This is a genomic window from Sphingobacterium thalpophilum, from assembly GCF_901482695.1.
Classification (GTDB): Bacteria; Bacteroidota; Bacteroidia; order Sphingobacteriales; family Sphingobacteriaceae; genus Sphingobacterium; species Sphingobacterium thalpophilum.
The window spans coordinates 4,100,457-4,116,369 of sequence record NZ_LR590484.1 but is presented as its reverse complement, the minus strand read 5'-3'; the positions used below and the strand labels follow the sequence as shown (position 1 = coordinate 4,116,369).

General features: G+C 39.3%; 21 protein-coding genes. All 21 read left to right on the top strand.

The annotated features are described in order from the left end of the window. Positions 1 to 13 precede the first annotated feature (13 nt). The 21 genes from FGL37_RS17025 (at position 14) to FGL37_RS16920 (ending at position 15,913) form a co-directional block, all read left to right on the top strand. Positions 14 to 730 carry an FAD-binding oxidoreductase gene (locus FGL37_RS17025; RefSeq protein ID WP_028071598.1) on the top strand — a complete coding sequence of 239 codons (717 nt, stop codon included), beginning with the start codon at positions 14 to 16 and terminating at the stop codon, positions 728 to 730. 50 nt (positions 731 to 780) lie between these two features. Beyond that, a complete protein-coding gene (map, locus tag FGL37_RS17020) occupies positions 781 to 1,545 on the top strand; it encodes a type I methionyl aminopeptidase (protein WP_028071599.1) in 765 nt (254 codons plus the stop codon). A 126-nt stretch (positions 1,546 to 1,671) separates the two neighbouring features. Then, positions 1,672 to 2,502: a sialate O-acetylesterase gene (locus FGL37_RS17015; protein WP_028071600.1), complete on the top strand. Its 831-nt coding sequence runs from the start codon at positions 1,672 to 1,674 to the stop codon at positions 2,500 to 2,502. A gap of 272 nt (positions 2,503 to 2,774) precedes the next feature. After that, positions 2,775 to 3,314 carry a Crp/Fnr family transcriptional regulator gene (locus FGL37_RS17010; protein ID WP_051607256.1) on the top strand — a complete coding sequence of 180 codons (540 nt, stop codon included), beginning with the start codon at positions 2,775 to 2,777 and terminating at the stop codon, positions 3,312 to 3,314. Between the two features lie 79 nt (positions 3,315 to 3,393). Beyond that, on the top strand, positions 3,394 to 3,984 hold the full coding sequence (locus FGL37_RS17005; protein WP_028071602.1) for an NAD(P)H-dependent oxidoreductase: 591 nt from the start codon (positions 3,394 to 3,396) through the stop codon (positions 3,982 to 3,984). 271 nt (positions 3,985 to 4,255) lie between these two features. After that, a complete protein-coding gene (locus tag FGL37_RS17000; protein ID WP_028071603.1) occupies positions 4,256 to 5,104 on the top strand; it encodes a class I SAM-dependent methyltransferase in 849 nt (282 codons plus the stop codon). Between the two features lie 173 nt (positions 5,105 to 5,277). Beyond that, on the top strand, positions 5,278 to 5,844 hold the full coding sequence (locus tag FGL37_RS16995; RefSeq protein ID WP_028071604.1) for a Crp/Fnr family transcriptional regulator: 567 nt from the start codon (positions 5,278 to 5,280) through the stop codon (positions 5,842 to 5,844). 98 nt (positions 5,845 to 5,942) lie between these two features. Beyond that, positions 5,943 to 6,524: a peptide deformylase gene (gene def / locus FGL37_RS16990; RefSeq protein ID WP_028071605.1), complete on the top strand. Its 582-nt coding sequence runs from the start codon at positions 5,943 to 5,945 to the stop codon at positions 6,522 to 6,524. A gap of 284 nt (positions 6,525 to 6,808) precedes the next feature. Continuing rightward, positions 6,809 to 7,246, top strand: coding sequence for a DUF6010 family protein (locus FGL37_RS16985; protein ID WP_028071606.1), 438 nt, complete (start codon positions 6,809 to 6,811; stop codon positions 7,244 to 7,246). Position 7,247: 1 nt separating this feature from the next. Further along, the gene (locus FGL37_RS16980) at positions 7,248 to 7,712 is read left to right on the top strand and encodes a hypothetical protein (protein WP_028071607.1); all 465 of its coding nucleotides are present in this window, start codon (positions 7,248 to 7,250) and stop codon (positions 7,710 to 7,712) included. Next, entirely contained in the window at positions 7,712 to 8,092 is a 381-nt protein-coding gene (locus FGL37_RS16975) for a DUF3817 domain-containing protein (protein ID WP_232048725.1), read from the top strand. The genes FGL37_RS16980 and FGL37_RS16975 overlap by 1 nt, the downstream gene beginning before the upstream one ends. An 813-nt stretch (positions 8,093 to 8,905) precedes the next feature. After that, positions 8,906 to 9,781 (top strand): helix-turn-helix domain-containing protein, encoded by an 876-nt coding sequence (locus tag FGL37_RS16965; protein WP_028071609.1) that lies wholly within the window; start codon positions 8,906 to 8,908, stop codon positions 9,779 to 9,781. Positions 9,782 to 10,071: 290 nt separating this feature from the next. Continuing rightward, a complete protein-coding gene (locus FGL37_RS16960; RefSeq protein WP_028071610.1) occupies positions 10,072 to 10,713 on the top strand; it encodes a hypothetical protein in 642 nt (213 codons plus the stop codon). Between the two features lie 25 nt (positions 10,714 to 10,738). Next, positions 10,739 to 11,641, top strand: a complete 903-nt coding sequence (locus tag FGL37_RS16955) for an NAD(P)-dependent oxidoreductase (RefSeq protein ID WP_051607257.1) — start codon at positions 10,739 to 10,741, stop codon at positions 11,639 to 11,641. Between the two features lie 69 nt (positions 11,642 to 11,710). Beyond that, positions 11,711 to 12,166: a DoxX family protein gene (locus FGL37_RS16950; protein ID WP_232048724.1), complete on the top strand. Its 456-nt coding sequence runs from the start codon at positions 11,711 to 11,713 to the stop codon at positions 12,164 to 12,166. Between the two features lie 12 nt (positions 12,167 to 12,178). After that, positions 12,179 to 12,814: a LysE family translocator gene (locus FGL37_RS16945; RefSeq protein ID WP_028071613.1), complete on the top strand. Its 636-nt coding sequence runs from the start codon at positions 12,179 to 12,181 to the stop codon at positions 12,812 to 12,814. A gap of 19 nt (positions 12,815 to 12,833) precedes the next feature. After that, entirely contained in the window at positions 12,834 to 13,271 is a 438-nt protein-coding gene (locus FGL37_RS16940) for a carboxymuconolactone decarboxylase family protein (protein WP_028071614.1), read from the top strand. 32 nt (positions 13,272 to 13,303) lie between these two features. Further along, positions 13,304 to 13,900 carry a hypothetical protein gene (locus FGL37_RS16935; RefSeq protein ID WP_099369747.1) on the top strand — a complete coding sequence of 199 codons (597 nt, stop codon included), beginning with the start codon at positions 13,304 to 13,306 and terminating at the stop codon, positions 13,898 to 13,900. A gap of 11 nt (positions 13,901 to 13,911) precedes the next feature. Continuing rightward, complete coding sequence (locus FGL37_RS16930) at positions 13,912 to 14,349, top strand: antibiotic biosynthesis monooxygenase family protein (protein WP_028071616.1); 438 nt, start codon at positions 13,912 to 13,914, stop codon at positions 14,347 to 14,349. Positions 14,350 to 14,425: 76 nt separating this feature from the next. Next, positions 14,426 to 14,791, top strand: a complete 366-nt coding sequence (locus tag FGL37_RS16925; RefSeq protein ID WP_037534172.1) for a nuclear transport factor 2 family protein — start codon at positions 14,426 to 14,428, stop codon at positions 14,789 to 14,791. A gap of 99 nt (positions 14,792 to 14,890) precedes the next feature. Continuing rightward, the gene (locus tag FGL37_RS16920) at positions 14,891 to 15,913 is read left to right on the top strand and encodes an alpha/beta fold hydrolase (RefSeq protein ID WP_028071618.1); all 1,023 of its coding nucleotides are present in this window, start codon (positions 14,891 to 14,893) and stop codon (positions 15,911 to 15,913) included.

The window sequence follows — 15,913 nt, the reverse complement described above, 5'->3', positions numbered from 1 at the left end:
AATAAATAACAATATGCCAAGAGCTCCCAAATGGTTATTTGATACCGTTGATTTACTTACGACAAAACTTCCCGAGGTAAAAGTAGAAGAAATCGTTTTCTTATCTCCATCAGTAAAGAAAATTCGGATGTCCGGAGTCTTTGATAAAGTAAAATTTACTGTTGGCGCATATATTGATTTCAGAGTAACAGAAACCGAAGTCAGACGCTACACGGTTTCAAATTTTGATAAGAAAACACAAAGTATTGAGTTTATCGTTCACCTTCATGGCAAAGGTTGTGGCGCTGATTATATGAACGCCTTGCAACCGGGCGACGTACTATCTTTAAATAAACCCAGTACGATGATAAAATATTATGCTTCATCCTTTCAGCATTATATTATTTTTGGAGATGAGTCTTCTTTGGGATTGGCACAATCGTTTGCTCCTGTATTAAAGCAAAACAATCATATATTTCAGTTTATTTTTGAATTAGACGAAGAAAATCTAAAAATTCCTGAAATTTTGGGGCTGGAGTCGGTTATCGTTTTTCCCAAAACAGGATTATTTAAAAACGAGGAATGGATAAAGAAATTGCCCGTTTTTCCTCTTCAAAATGAAGATCATATCAAGTTTATCCTCACAGGAAATGTAAAATCAGTGCAAACCTTTAGAAAAGTTATTAAAGATACAACGAAGTGCAAAGTATATCTGCATGGCTATTGGTTAGAAGGCAAAAAAGGATTATAAAGGTTAATATTTACTAAATTTGCAGTGTAAATGCAACAATTTAAATAAAAATGTCAATAACAAAACACGAAGAATTAATCGGAATGCAGAAAGTGAGCGAAGTGGTTGCTTACACATTGAAGGAAATGCGCAACTATGCAAAGCCCGGTATGACAACCAAAGAATTGGACGACTTCGGGGCAAAAATACTTTCGGGCTTCGGAGCAAAATCAGCACCGTATCTGACTTATGGATTTCCGGGTTGGACTTGTATCAGTGTGGACAATGAGTTTTGCCACGGCATTCCGTCCGAGAAAAGAATATTGAAAGAGGGCGATTTGGTGAACATTGACGTTTCCGCCGAACTTGACGGCTTTTGGTCGGACAACGGAGGTTCATTTGTGCTTGGAGAAGACATCAACCAACATCAAAAATTAGTGGATGCATCCAAAGAAATCCTGCAAAAAGCCATCAGTAATATTAAAGGAGGGGTTAAGATTTCTGAAGTTGGGCACATCATGGAAACCGAAGCCAAAAAAAGAGGATTCAAGGTTGTTAAAAATTTGGGCGGACACGGCATCGGAAGGGGTTTACACGAACAACCCGATGAAATAATGAACTACAAAAGCCGATTTGACCAAAGGCGGTTTAGAAAAAATTCAGTGGTTGCTATTGAAACGTTTATTACCACAACTTCAACCTATGCAACAGAGTTAAATGATGGTTGGACAATGGTGGGAAACAAAGGCGGTTTTATGGCGCAACACGAACATACAATCGTTGTTACCGACGGGAAACCAATCATACTAACCGAAATGAATGGGATTTGGAATTAAAAAATCGAAACAACGTTTTGGATAAAACTCGGTTGTAAATTTTTGAACAAGTAAGTCGGTGGTATATTTTGAATCTTAGGTAGTACCAGTTATTTTATTATTCTGAAATGTAGAAAGAAAAGGGCAATGAAATCATTTTTATTGATTGGACAATCGAATATGGCAGGTCGCGGGTTTGCTCATGAAGTGAAACCGATATACAATAAAAGGATTATGATGCTGCGAAACGGCAGATGGCAAATGATGGTCGAACCTGTTCATTATGACAGACCTGTTGCGGGTATCGGGCTTGCTGCGTCATTTGCAGAAGCTTGGTGTTGGGACAATGAGGAAGAAGAAATCGGCCTTATTCCCTGCGCAGAAGGTGGTAGTTCCATTGATGATTGGTCAACAGATGGAATTTTATTTCGTCATGCAATAAGCGAAGCTCAATTTGCAACCGAAAACAGCGAACTATCTGGTGTGCTTTGGCATCAAGGGGAAAGTGATAGCCAAGGCGGAAAATTCAAACAATACTACGAGAAATTATCAAAAATATTTAATCAAATTAGGGAGACATTATCAGTACCCGAAATTCCATTTATTGTAGGCGGTTTAGGTGAATATTTAGGTAAAGTAGCATTCGGAGCCGGGTGCACAGAACATCAGCAAGTGGATAAAGAACTTCAAAAATATGCCCAAGAGCAAGAGAATTGTTACTATGTTACGGCCAAGGGACTTACAGCCAACCCGGACGGCATTCACATCAATGCTGCGTCTCAGAGAATATTCGGCATCCGATATTATGAGGCATTTCTCAAAAGAAAACATATACATAAGCCGTTAGTAAATGAACTAGAATTAGTTGACAGGTGCAATAATAGAGAGAACACAACAGAGGAAAAACAGTACATGGCCTTAGAAAAATTCACTCAGGGGAAAATTGCTTATAAGGAATTTATGAAGGCATTTTCTTAGTTTTAAAAATCCCCGCCCAAAGATTGAGATGGATTTAATGATGCTACTATTATTACGCTTAAGACCTTGGGATTTGACGGAATGTACTTCATGCCGTTGAGTTGTCTGTAATTTTATCACCGCACAAGTCGTAATAATTTCCTTTTTTCTAATTCAGCAAATTGAAAATGGTTTATGATACTGTTGTATAGAATTGAAAATTTGCACTTCTTTTTCTGTTACTATGCAAACAGCCAAATAGCTATCAGCAGTTCCAAAAACGATACCGCACAGTGAAGCAAAAAACTAAAAATAAAGACCCTTGGACCATCTTCTCACCTTTTTTCAAACAGGTGGAAGCTCCGGCAAGAACCATCCTGTTGCAGGAAGGGAAAATTTCCAAAACGATGTATTTTATTGAAAAAGGTTGCCTGCGTACCTGGGTGAACAACGACGGCAAAGAAATCACTACCCAATTTTTCTTTGAGGGCGACAGCGTTTCTTCCATCGAAAGTTTCCGAACCAACCAACCGAGTTTGTACAGCATCGAAACCATTGAACCTTGCGTTTTGCAAACCATCACACAAAAGGAATTTCAAAGGATTGTAGAGCAATCGCCCGACATCAAAAAGCAATTTGAAGAACATTTGTTCAAACGCCTTTTCCAGGCACAGCAATTGTTTTTTTCCTACCTCAAAAATTCACCGCAACAACGTTACGAAGAGTTGTTGTCGCAATATCCGCATATCGTGCAGCGTGTACCGCAACATTACATCGCCTCGTATCTGGGCATCACTTCCGTTTCCCTGAGCCGAATCCGAAACAGAAGATAAAACGGATTTATTAACAATTGTTATCGTCCGACACCTGATTTGCTGCTCAATTTTGTACTGTTATTTAAACAGTCAAAAAATGAGAACCGTCATCGTATTCAACCATCCTTATGAAGGAAGTTACTGCAACGCCATTTTGAAGGCAGTAACGCAAGGGCTTGAAAATTCCGCACACGAAGTGGATTTGATGCACCTGGACAAAGACCAGTTTCACCCCCGAATGACATCGGACGATTTAAAAGCCTTTGTGGAACATCGTGCGGTGGATTCCCAGGTTATCGGCTACTGCATATTGAAAAAAGCCGACCACCTGATTTTTATTTTCCCGATTTGGTGGGACATTATGCCTGCCGCCACCAAAGGATTTATCGACCGGGTTTTGTCGCCCGGATTGGCGTATGACCATCATCCGAGAGGTTTTGGATTGGTACCGCTTTTAGACAACCTGAAAAGCATCACCGTCATCACCACCATGAACAAACCTAAAATTATGTACTCACTACTTATCGGAAACTTGATTCGCAAAGTGATGATACGGAGTGTTTTCAAAACAATGGGCTACAAAAACGTCAAATGGCTCAGCTTTACATCGGTCAAGAGCGTGAGCCACGAAAAACGGGTGAAATGGTTAAATAACCTTGATAAAAGATTTTCAAATTTTAAATATTAAAAAGCGAAAAGACTCCATTTATATCCCTCTTTGCCTGCTTCTAGAAAAAACTCAAAAATCAGGCTACGCTGCTTGTTGAAATATGTTTCAGGAAGTGCAAGAACTTGTTTAAAACTCATCCAATTGTTTTGTTGCCCGTATACGATTTTATAATTTTGAAGGAAATTGGTTTAATAGTATTATTCAAAATGGTAACAACGTGCAAATGACATTACAGACTAAATAATAGCTTCATAATCATTGCACTTGATATTAATCATAAAACAAAGAAATGGGAAGAGATATAATCATAAAGCCGGATAATACCGCAGTAAGAACCGCATTATGGAGAGCGTTACACGTTCGGGCAGATGCAAAACCTCATATACTTGAAGATGAAATAGGATTCAAGTTGATTGCACCTGATGAGGATTGGCAGGAACGTCCTGACATGAAATATACCAAACGGCTGCGAGCTTCTATCGTTGCCCGTTCACGTTTTATTGAAGATATAGCTAAAGAGCAAATCGCAAAAGGCATAAAACAATACGTTTTACTTGGTGCAGGATTGGATACTTTTGCCCAACGAAATACGGAAATCAGTTCGCAAGTTGATATTTATGAAATTGACCAACCCGACACATTAACGTGGAAAGAAGAAAAGCTGATTGAAAACGGCTATAAAATCCCCGGCAATCTCCACTTTGTACCTGTCGATTTTGAAATCTCATCTTGGTGGGATGAGCTATTAAACAAAGGTTTTGACATTAATAAAAAAGCCGTTGTTTCTTGCACAGGCGTAACCCTTTATTTGACAAAAGAAGCCATTACCGACACACTGAAGAAAATGACTTTGCTTGCATCCGGTTCAACGATTGCAATCGCCTTTTATCTGCCATTGGAACAACTTGACGAAGAAGACAAACCAATGCAGGAAATCGCAATGAAAGGTGCAGCCGCTTCGGGCACACCGTTTGTGAGTTTTTTCAGTGCAGAAGAAATTATAAAACTCGCCGAAAAAGCTGGTTTAAAGGAAATCCAAACCATTTCCACAAAAGAGATGACGGAAAGATACTTTAAGAAACGAACCGACAATCTTCTACCAGCAAGTGGAGAAGTTTTTTTAGTGGCAAAGACCTGATAAATTGTGCAAGGAAGTTTTTTCCTGCAACCGTGATGTACAGTGATATAAAACGGCTGAAAGCAATGTTTGGGCCGGTGTTTTACCATAGATGAACCAATCCGCACAAAAACGGTTATTATAAATAACGCTAAATTTGTATTGAAACACAGATTAAAAGAGAGAATATTTTTATGGGGCATATCAGAGAATACTACGAACGCATAATAAAATTACAGGAAACAGAATGGAAATTTATCTCTTCCCATTTTAACCGAAAAGTGTTTGCCAAAAACCAAATCATCACACGACAAGGTGAAACAGAACATTTCCTTTCATTCATCGAAACCGGCATTGTTCGGTTTTACATTCCTGATGATGAAAACGAGCTGACTTTCAACTTCAGTTTTGACAAAGAGTTTACTTGTGCCTACGACTCATTCTTGACACAAACGCCATCCGAATACGAATTACAGGCATTGACAGAAACCGTGGTTTGGCAGATTTCCTTTGAGGATTTACAAAAAGTCTATGCTCAAACCAAAGTCGGGAATTATTTGGGACGTTTTGCTTCCGAGAAATTATTTTTAGCCAAAAGCAAACGCGAATTATCTTTATTGAAATACAATGCAAAAGAGCGTTATTTAAGACTGTTTAAAGAACAGCCCGATATTCTGAAATTTATCCCGCTAAAATACATCGCTTCCTACATCGGAATCACCCCACAAGGCCTGAGTCGGATCCGCAGACAAATTGCGTAGCAATCATCGCTAAAAAATCAATGAACAGCGTAATTACTTAACATCGGTTCATTGCCTTCCTGGTTTATTCTTTTGAACTTTGCAATAAAATCAAAAGAATGAAACGACCCATTTTAGCATACGAACACAGCATTTTGAAACAGAAATGCAACGACATCGGAAAGGATTATCCTGAATTGGATAAAATGATTGCCGATATGCGGGAAACGATGGAAAATGCCAATGGATGCGGTTTGGCTTCGCCCCAAATCGGACTTCCCATAAGACTATTTATCGTGGACAGTAAAACGACTTTCGAAAATCTCGATGAACAAGACCAAGGAATCTATTTTGAGAAAAATGATAGCGGCATAAAGGAAATATTCATCAATGCAAAAATCATTGAACGTTCGGCAGAGCTTTGGGAAGACAATGAAGGCTGTTTGAGTATTCCGGAATTATCCCAAAAAGTAAAAAGACCTTGGACGATTACGATAGCCTATTACAATAAAGATTTTGAACTGCAGAGAAAGACATTCAGCGGAATCACCGCAAGAATGATACAGCACGAATACGACCACACTGAAGGGATATTATACCTTGACTATTTGAAACCGCTGACCAAAAAACTGTTGGAAGGGAAACTCAAAAAAATAGCCCGAGGACAAATAAAAACAAGGTATCCGATGAAGTTCGTGTGATGATACTGCCGACCTCAGCCTATAAGACTCCAACATCACGAAGCTTCATCGCAACTTAGCGCAGCATTCTCACTGACCCAAAGGAAGTCACGAAAGTTTCAATCCCTGTTGACAAATGCGCGGTGGTTGTTTTGCACCTGCCTGTGAACTTTTTAAAAACATATCTACCTCATTAAGAGTGATTTATAACTCAATCAAACAACCTAAAATATTTTTTATTCAAAAACATACCAATTAGTATGTTTTTTTATTTAACTTTGCATGCAAACATAAAAACAAGAAATATGCATACACATCATCACATCATTCCGGAATTTACAACCACCCATGCATTCGTTGCAGCGTTGATTGGTTTGGTATTTATCATCATCATGTCGTTTGTGAAAGAACCCTCCCGACAGAAAATCAACGCCATGATTATTGCCGGTGCAGGCGGGGTTTATTGGAGTGGCGGATTAGGCATTTGGGAATATGTTTTTGGTGCTGTTATGTTGTTCGTCGCTTTCAAAGCCCTCCATCACTATTATTTCATCGGCATCGGTTGGCTGTTGCACACAGGCTGGGACATTATGCATCATCTATACGGTGATCCCATCATTCACTTTGCACCACTTTCGTCCGCCGGTTGTGCCGTGTGCGACGCGGTTCTGGCAATCTGGTTCTTCTTTGGTGCACCTACCATTTGGAACGTATTCAAAAAACAAAAAACAATTCCGGCATAAAATGTATTCCACTTTATTAGTCTTTCACTCTTTGATTCGTTGGGTTGTTTTAGCTTTTTTACTGTATTCCATTTACAGGGCCTTTGTCGGTTTGGTCAACTACAGGGCTTTTTCGAAAACGGACAACGCTTTCCGACATTGGACGGCTACGGCTGCACATATTCAGTTAATGATCGGCATCATCCTTTACACGCAAAGCCCGATGGTCAAATATTTTTGGAAAGAAAAGGAGAGTAATTTTCAAAACCTAGAGCTGACTTTCTACGGTTTAATTCATATTATTTTAATGCTAACTGCTATTGTGGTGGTAACAATCGGCTCGGCAAAGGCAAAGCGACAGCCCTCGGACAAGAAGAAATTCAAAACAATGCTTGTTTGGTTTACCATTGGCTTAATCCTCATTTTCGTAGCCATTCCCTGGCCGTTTTCACCCTTATCAGGCAGACCTTATTTCAGAATATTTTAATGATGAAGAAACTTTTCACCACCTCTATCGGGCGTTTAAGACTCCTGGCTATCTTAGAAGGCATATCATTACTTGTCCTGGTTTTTATTGCCGTACCCCTGAAGCATTTTTGGGATGTTCCCAGCTTATCAAAGTCGCTTGGCCCCATTCACGGCGCACTTTTCCTGCTATTCGTATTTAATGCTTTGCGTGTAGGCGTAGAACAACAATGGAAATTCAAAGAAACCACCTGGAAAGTTCTTATTGCGTGTTTTATTCCATTCGGTACGTTTTATATTGATTACAAGATTCTTCGTAACATACCGACAGACGATGATCAACCGACTGAAAAAAGAGCAACGGGTAATATCGGATTTGCAAAAGAGCGGGTTAAGTGCTAAATTCAACGACAGCAATTCTATTGCCGCATAAGCCATTTTCATTTCCTTTTTCTAATTCAGCAAATAGAACATGGCTTATGTAACGTTTAGGAATAACTGAAACTTCGTGTTTCTATTCACGTTCCTTTGCGAAGCCCAAAACCGATATGACGAAATTCGTCCGACGTTGAATACAATGTAAAAATATTGAAAGTAGAACCCGTTGTGCATTTTGATACAGAAGTGCCTCTATTCATGGTGAGGCTTGCCGAAGCATCTAAAGTCTTGTTAAGATATGATTTTTTGATCCTTCACTACGTTCAGGATGAACTGTGTTTATTTTAAAATTTTAATTAAAATTTTACCAAATTATATTCTGTTTTACTGAATTGCTTAATAAATAATATACAGACATGTTCACCATACTTACTTCATATCCCCAACTGGAAAAACACCTGTCAGCTTTTCATGGATGTATGACAGGGCGGAGCAAAGAACAGTCGCAGGAATAGGTAGCATCGGCAAAAATTCTATTGTCACGGAGGTGCAAATCGGATGTCGTCACTTTTTGGTATCCAAGGCTATTCGTATTTAACAATGGAATAGGGTTGTGCAAAATTTCGTCGGTAATATCCTTAGCGGACAGGTCGTTATATTTATATTCAACGCTATATAAATAACCATACATTATCAAATGATAATAATTGCGTATTTTAGTATTTTCTGATATACTAAGTTTGACATGAGAATAAACTTCACCTTTCATAATTATCATTTTTCAATCTGGACGGAAAAGCATTCCCAGGACTATACTAATTTTTAGACATCTTCCTTATGATACAAAAACATTCAGATAACTTTGATCTGCTCAGATATTTAAGGTCTAAAAAAAATGATGGACATATAGCGCCTTATTATCTGGCATCAAAAACGTGTCTGGAAGACTTGAAAATCACCAATCCCTTTAAAAACTACTTTTATACTATCGGTCTGTATTATGGTGAAGGAGCCCGCATCAGGATAGGCACAACCGATTATGATTTAACACGAGGAAGCCTGTTGACGATTGGCCCCGGAATGACCTGTCAATGGCTCAATACCAGTTTTCCCTCAAATGACACGTTATTTTTTTATGATGATATTTTTGTAAATAATTTCAGCAGGTCATTTTTCTATTCCCTCGAATTTTTTTGCCCCGATGAAAAGAGTGTAATGCAACTCACCGACAGGCAATTTGAGGAAATGCAACAGCTATTCAGCACACTTCGGGCAATCGCTGATAAGCCCGAAGCAGTATCGGGAATACTATACTCGATCCTGATCATTTCACAGAAATATTTCTGGAACCTGTACCGGGGCAATAAAAAGGAACTCAACGGTAAAGAACATACCGTTGTAAAGTTTAGAGAATTAGTTTCAAAGAATTTCTCGCAGTTTAAAGATGTTGCTTTTTATGCAGAACAGTTGCATATATCCCCAAAATACCTGAGCGAAATATTAGTTGAATACACCGGGCTTTCGGCGAAAAAATGGATTGAGTTCCATATCATGCAGGAGGCAAAGTACCTGTTGAGCTTTTGGAATATGTCTGTCAAGGAAGTGTCTTTTCAACTTGGCTATACAGACTCTTCTCATTTTTCCCGTGCATTCAGAAGCTACGAAGGCCAGCTCCCCACTGAGTTCAAAAATACAATTGAAATTCCTGCATAATCGCGGGTTTTACATCAAAAACAGAAAAAACTACATTTTTTGCCGTCATACTTACAGTATTGACGGCTAGGCTCCTTCATATCTTCGTATGGTATTACATAAAATGTACAATGAAGTTTAGATAAGATGTATTTCTTTCGTTACGAAAAGACAAGACAAATCACCAACGGAAGAAAATATCCTGAATAGGTTGTCACGTTTTCTGCACTTCATGTGTCCATATTTTAAACAGTGGTTGACTGTAATAATTATCCGACCACAGCCTAACAAAAAGAAATTTGAAGGGAACGATGAAAGAAACAACGAAAATAAAATACTTGCTGGCCTGCTTGTTTTTCAGCATGTGCTACTTGCACAGCCGGGCGCAAGTTCCTGTGGAAATCACTGCAGGGCATTCGAGTTACTATTATCAGCATATGTTTTCCGGTAAAATCATAGCGGAAAAGCCGTTAGGATTTTTTAATACGTCTTCTATTTTGCTTCCTTACGACAAAAAACGCGGAATTGAAGTGATGAGCCAATCGTATCTTACTTACGAAATAAATAAACGCTGGGCAACCGGTTTGGGTTCTATCTATGCACCGGGAAATCGGTTTGTGCCTTCGGCTTTTGTTTGGTTTTTCAATAAAAAAAATGATTTATCGTATCTCATTTTTACGAGAATGGATGTTTGGTCTAAACCCAGTCTTGAGCTATTCGGTTCTGTGGAATATCAAGGAAGCAAAAATCAGGATTTTAATCTTTATGCGCGTTTGCAGCTTCAATATATTACTTCAATGCATGGGAACGGGCACTTAAAGAGCGTGCAATATGCAAGATTAGGAGTGGACAATAAAGGTGTACAATATGGTTTGGGTATAAACTTTGACCAATACGGGCCAAATACCAAACACTACAGCAACTTTGGACTTTTTGTGCGAAGAGTATTCTAACATAACTTTTAAAATAAAATTAAATATGAATATAGATAACATCAAAACAGAAATACCTCACAACAAAAGGAAGAGCGTAACGGTACTTGGATTGGGTAATATGGGAGCCGCGATAGCCTATACATTTATCAATCAAGGTTATGATACGGTTGTGTGGAACCGTAATGCGGAAAAATGTAAACCACTAGTTGAAGCAGGTGCAGCGGGTATAGAAATACTTAGTGAGGCAGTTGTTGCCAGCAATCAGATTGTGATCTGCTTGTTAAACAATACGGCTGTGGATGAAGTACTCAAACAGGTAGCTGGTGCGGTTGCCGGAAAAGTATTCATCAATTTAACGAGCGGCACACCCGCTCAGGCTCGTGATTTTGCTGAGTGGGCTGAAAAACAGAACGGTTCTTATATCGATGGCAAAATATTGGCTGACCCAATAGACATCGGAACCGCCAAAGCACAGTTATTATTCAGTGGTAAGCCAACCGTTTTTGATGCGCAGTATCCGCTGTTGGAAAAGCTAGGTGCCATTACTTACTACGGAGAAGACGCAGGAGCCGCAGCTGTAGATTTTTTAGCGCAGGTAGCTATTGGCTATGAATTTTTAATCGGCTTTTTGCATACCCTTCAATTGGTGCATCAGGAAGGAGTGGATTTGGCCGCTTTTGCACATCGGGTTGCGGGCACGCTACAGGGCTATGGCCCGCTGCTGTCCCTAATGGTCAATGAAATTAAGTTGGGTACATACCAGCCCGACTTGGGGCCGCTTCAGGTTCAAGCCGCGATGTTTGATGACCTCATCAATCATCGAAAATCAAAAAATGTGGAAACTCTGCGCATGCAAGAAATCAAAAACCTCATGGACCGTAGAATAGCTGATGGGCATGGAGCGCAGGGATTTTCGAGTTTATTCGAACTACTAGGGAAACAATAGCAATTACCAGCATTGACCACAATATTTAAAGGGGATACAAACAAGATATAACTAGAATAAAAAAGGAAAATGATGAAACAGAAATTTTTTAATACGCACAATGATTATACAGGTCTGATCATTCGACTGACAATCGGTATCGTTATGTTTCCACACGGAGCGCGGGCTATGTTGGGCTGGTTTGGTGGCTTTGGGTTTACCCAAACTTTGGAGGGGCTGCAACAGATGGGACAGCCGTGGTTGGTGGGGCTATTGGTTATTGTAATAGAGTTCTTTGCACCCATTTTTATAATAATGGGCTTTGCCTCCCGTTTTTGGGCAATTGCATTGGGTGGACTTTTTATCGGAATAATTTTATTTGGCGGACATCTCGAGCATGGCTTTTTCATGAACTGGTTTGGCGATAAGGAAGGTGAAGGATTCGAATATCATTTGCTGATGCTCGGCTTATGTCTGGCACTGTTCATTCAGGGAAGTGGAAAATATTCACTGGACAATTTAATATCCAAAAAACTCACAGCTTAAATTTAAACAACGATGATCCCGATTCATGAACTTTTGTGGTTTGCTTTGGCTGCCTTCCTGATGGTTATCAGCCTGGGGCCGAATATGATTTATCTTATTTCAAGAAGCATTACGCAGGGTAAAACAGCCGGGCTTGTTTCACTAGTTGGCGTTATCTGTGGTTTTTTATTTCATATCGTCCTGGCGGGATTTGGATTGACTGCCATATTACTGGCTGTTCCCTTTGCTTACGGGATACTGAAAATTTCGGGCGCTATTTACTTGTTGTATTTGGCGTATCAGGCCATTAAACCCAATGGCAAAACATTTTTTGAAGTGAAGGAGGATATCCCCAAAGACAAGCCTAGAAAACTGTTCCTGATGGGCTTTTTAACCAATTTGTTGAATCCCAAGATGGCTGTATTTTACCTGTCTTTTTTTCCTCAATTTATCAAACCGGAATATGGCTCTATATTAGGTCAGAGTATGGCATTGGGTATTACACAGATTTTTATCAGCTTCACCATCAATTTTATTATTGTAATGACCGCTGCAAAAATGGCTTCTTTCCTTACAAGAAATCCACTTTGGGTAAGGGCGCAAAAATGGTTTATGGCCAGTGTACTGACTTTTTTAGCCATAAAAATGGTGCTTTCAAAAGCTAAATAATGACAAACAAAAAATAAATATGGAAAACAGAATAGACATACAGCAGCTTGAGCCGGATGCATTCAAGGCAATGTTCGCTCTGGAAAATTACTTACACAATTCAGGACTTTCTAAAGCGCATTTCTATCTGATTAAAATTCGTGCTTCGCAAATCAACGGTTGCGCTTTTTGTATCAACATGCACACTTCGGATGCATTAAAGCAGGGTGAAACCGCACAGCGAATTTTCCTGCTCAACGCCTGGAAAGAAACCGGATTATTTACCGAGGAAGAGAAAACAATTTTAGCCATAACCGAGGAAGTAACCTTAATCAGCCAAAACGGGTTAAGCGATGAAACGTACAGACAGGCCGAACAACTTTTTGATGGAAACCAGATTGCACAGATCATAATGGCGGTTGTTACGATAAATGCATGGAATAGGATTGTAATCAGCACCAAGAAAACAGTAGTATAAAAAGAATAATGAACTAAAAATGATACTCAATTATGCAAACAATTCCTAAACCATTCAAAATCCTAGTATCTGTCCTTGTAATTTCCAATGTCGTGTTGATGATTTGTATTGTCTACCTACATTTAAATAACAGGCCAAACTTTAATGCAGAAAGAATAAATATCAATGATGCTTCGGGAAAAAACCGTGTCGTTATTGCAAACACAGACCATATTCCCGAGCCCATTATTGATGGAAAAACGTATAAAAGAGCTTACGCCCCAGCAGGTCTTATATTCTATGACAAGAACGGCGACGAAAGAGGCGGTCTTGCTATTACCGATAATGAGCAGACTAACTTAAATGCCCTATCATTCGATTACCAGAATGCAGATGCCATTGGAATTCTCGCACAGGATAATAAAAGCGACAATTATTTCAGGGCTGGGCTGGTGATCAATGACAAAGACCTGTCGGGGAAACCCGGACATAATATCAACCGTATCAACCTGATAACGGAAAACGGGAATGCGGCTTTGGTAATGAAGGATAACAATGAAATACCGAGAATTATTCTAAAGGTTGATAGTGTGGGCAACCCGTCCATCGAAATGTTTGACAAAGACGGTAAGCTGAACTGGAAACAATAAACTCAAGCCTTATGAAACAGACATTAAAAACCGTCATCCTTATCATACCCATTCTTATGGCGGTGAATACTTTTGGTCAACAACAAAATCAAGTCGAAATGGAACAGAATAACGGAGAAGAGCGTACTGTTACGGAACATGTCGCCGTCATCGATAAAATCAGCATTCCCAAAAAAGCTATCGCGGAGTATTCCCAAAAATCGCTTTTCATCAGAAATATACTTCGGCAACAGCCTGGCTTTGTAAAATATGAAATCTTTCAACAGACAGGCGATATTGGAGACCTTCGGGTCATTACGGTTGCCACTTGGGCAGACCGACAGCGGATGGACGATGCCAGAGTTGTCATACGGGAGGCAATGCAAAAAGCAGGGATTAAAATGCCCGCCTTTTTAGAACAACATGGTATTACGATGGAAAGGGGTATTTATCAGATGGTCGAGGAGTAGGCTAGAGAGACTTAAAACTGGCTCAATAAATACCTAATACAAGAGACAGTTTAGTGAAAACAAAAAATTATAAGAAATGATAACAAAAGATGAAATTTTAAATCTTGAGAATACACTTTACGAAGCCATCAAAAATAGTGATACGGAAGTACTCGACAACCTATTGCATGCTGATTTGCTTTTTATAATACCCAGCGGTCAGACGATAACCAAAGAAATGGATTTGCAAACGTATCGTGAGGGAAACTTAAAAGTAAACAAAATCACTCCCAAAGTAGAAGAACTGCATATCATAGCGGATCTGGCAGTTATTACTTTGCAGATGGAGTTAAAAGGGAATTATAATAACGAGCCTTTTGAAGCTAAATATAAATATATCCGTTTTTGGAAAAAGTTTCCCGAAGGCATAAAAGTAGTTGGCGGAAGCGGAATGGCTATTTAATCAAAAGCCTGTATAAGACACAGGAAATCGGCAAAACAGTAAAGATTAACAAAACAGGACGATGCGATTATGCTTCTATTTGCATTGTATATAAATAAGATGAAAGAAAAGTTCCTCATAACCTTGATAATTACCTCAATCAGCTGGCAGTTTTGTACAGCCCAAATTAATTCCATCAATGAATACAACCGTATTGAATTAAATGGTGTCAGGCACAGCGTATTTATTAAAGGGGAAAATGCCCTGAACCCTGTTTTGCTCATATTGCACGGTGGCCCTGGGTTTTCTGATTTTTATTTTTGGCAAACACACAATAAGGAACTGGAACAGCGCTTCACGGTGGTTACATACGACCAAAGGGGAACGGGTTTATCCTACAACGATACCCTGCCTCCCGGAAGCATCACTATTGAACAGCTGGAAGATGATGCGCTAAGTTTAATACATATTCTTAAAGAGCGTTTTAAGAAAGAGAAAATATATTTGGTTGGTTATTCTTTTGGTTCTATTATGGGCATGCATCTGATTCAAAAGTATCCATCGCTATTTCAGGCTTATATTGGCGTGGGACAGGTTACCAGTATGTATTTGAATGAAAAGGTTTCGCTCGATTATTCAATTCAACAGGCCAGGTTAAAAAAAGACAGCGTAGCAATGGCTCAATTGCAAAAACTCCGTAAGCATTACCCGTCCCGCTCAAAAAATGAATTATCAGACCTGTATTTATCAAGAAAATGGCTCCGGCACTTTCATGGTGACTTTTGTGAAGGTACCAATGTTGGCCAGCTCTATAAAAATATGGATTCCTTTGCCACGCAATATTACAAAGATAGCCTGATAGCTAAGGGACAAGCCTTCACAATGAATGCCATGTGGGATGAAGTAATGCAGGTAGATTTATTTAAAACGGTTCGGGAAGTAAAAGTCCCCGTTTACTTTATCGCAGGGCGGTGTGACTATAATACCCCCTCCACACTTGCTTATAAATTTTTCAGGAAACTAAAAGCGCCTCAAAAACAATTCATCTGGTTTGAAAACTCAGGGCATTATGCAGCTTTTGTAGAACCGGAAAAATTTAATAGGATTATGGTGCAGGAAGTTCTGGCCGATAAAGGAACATAA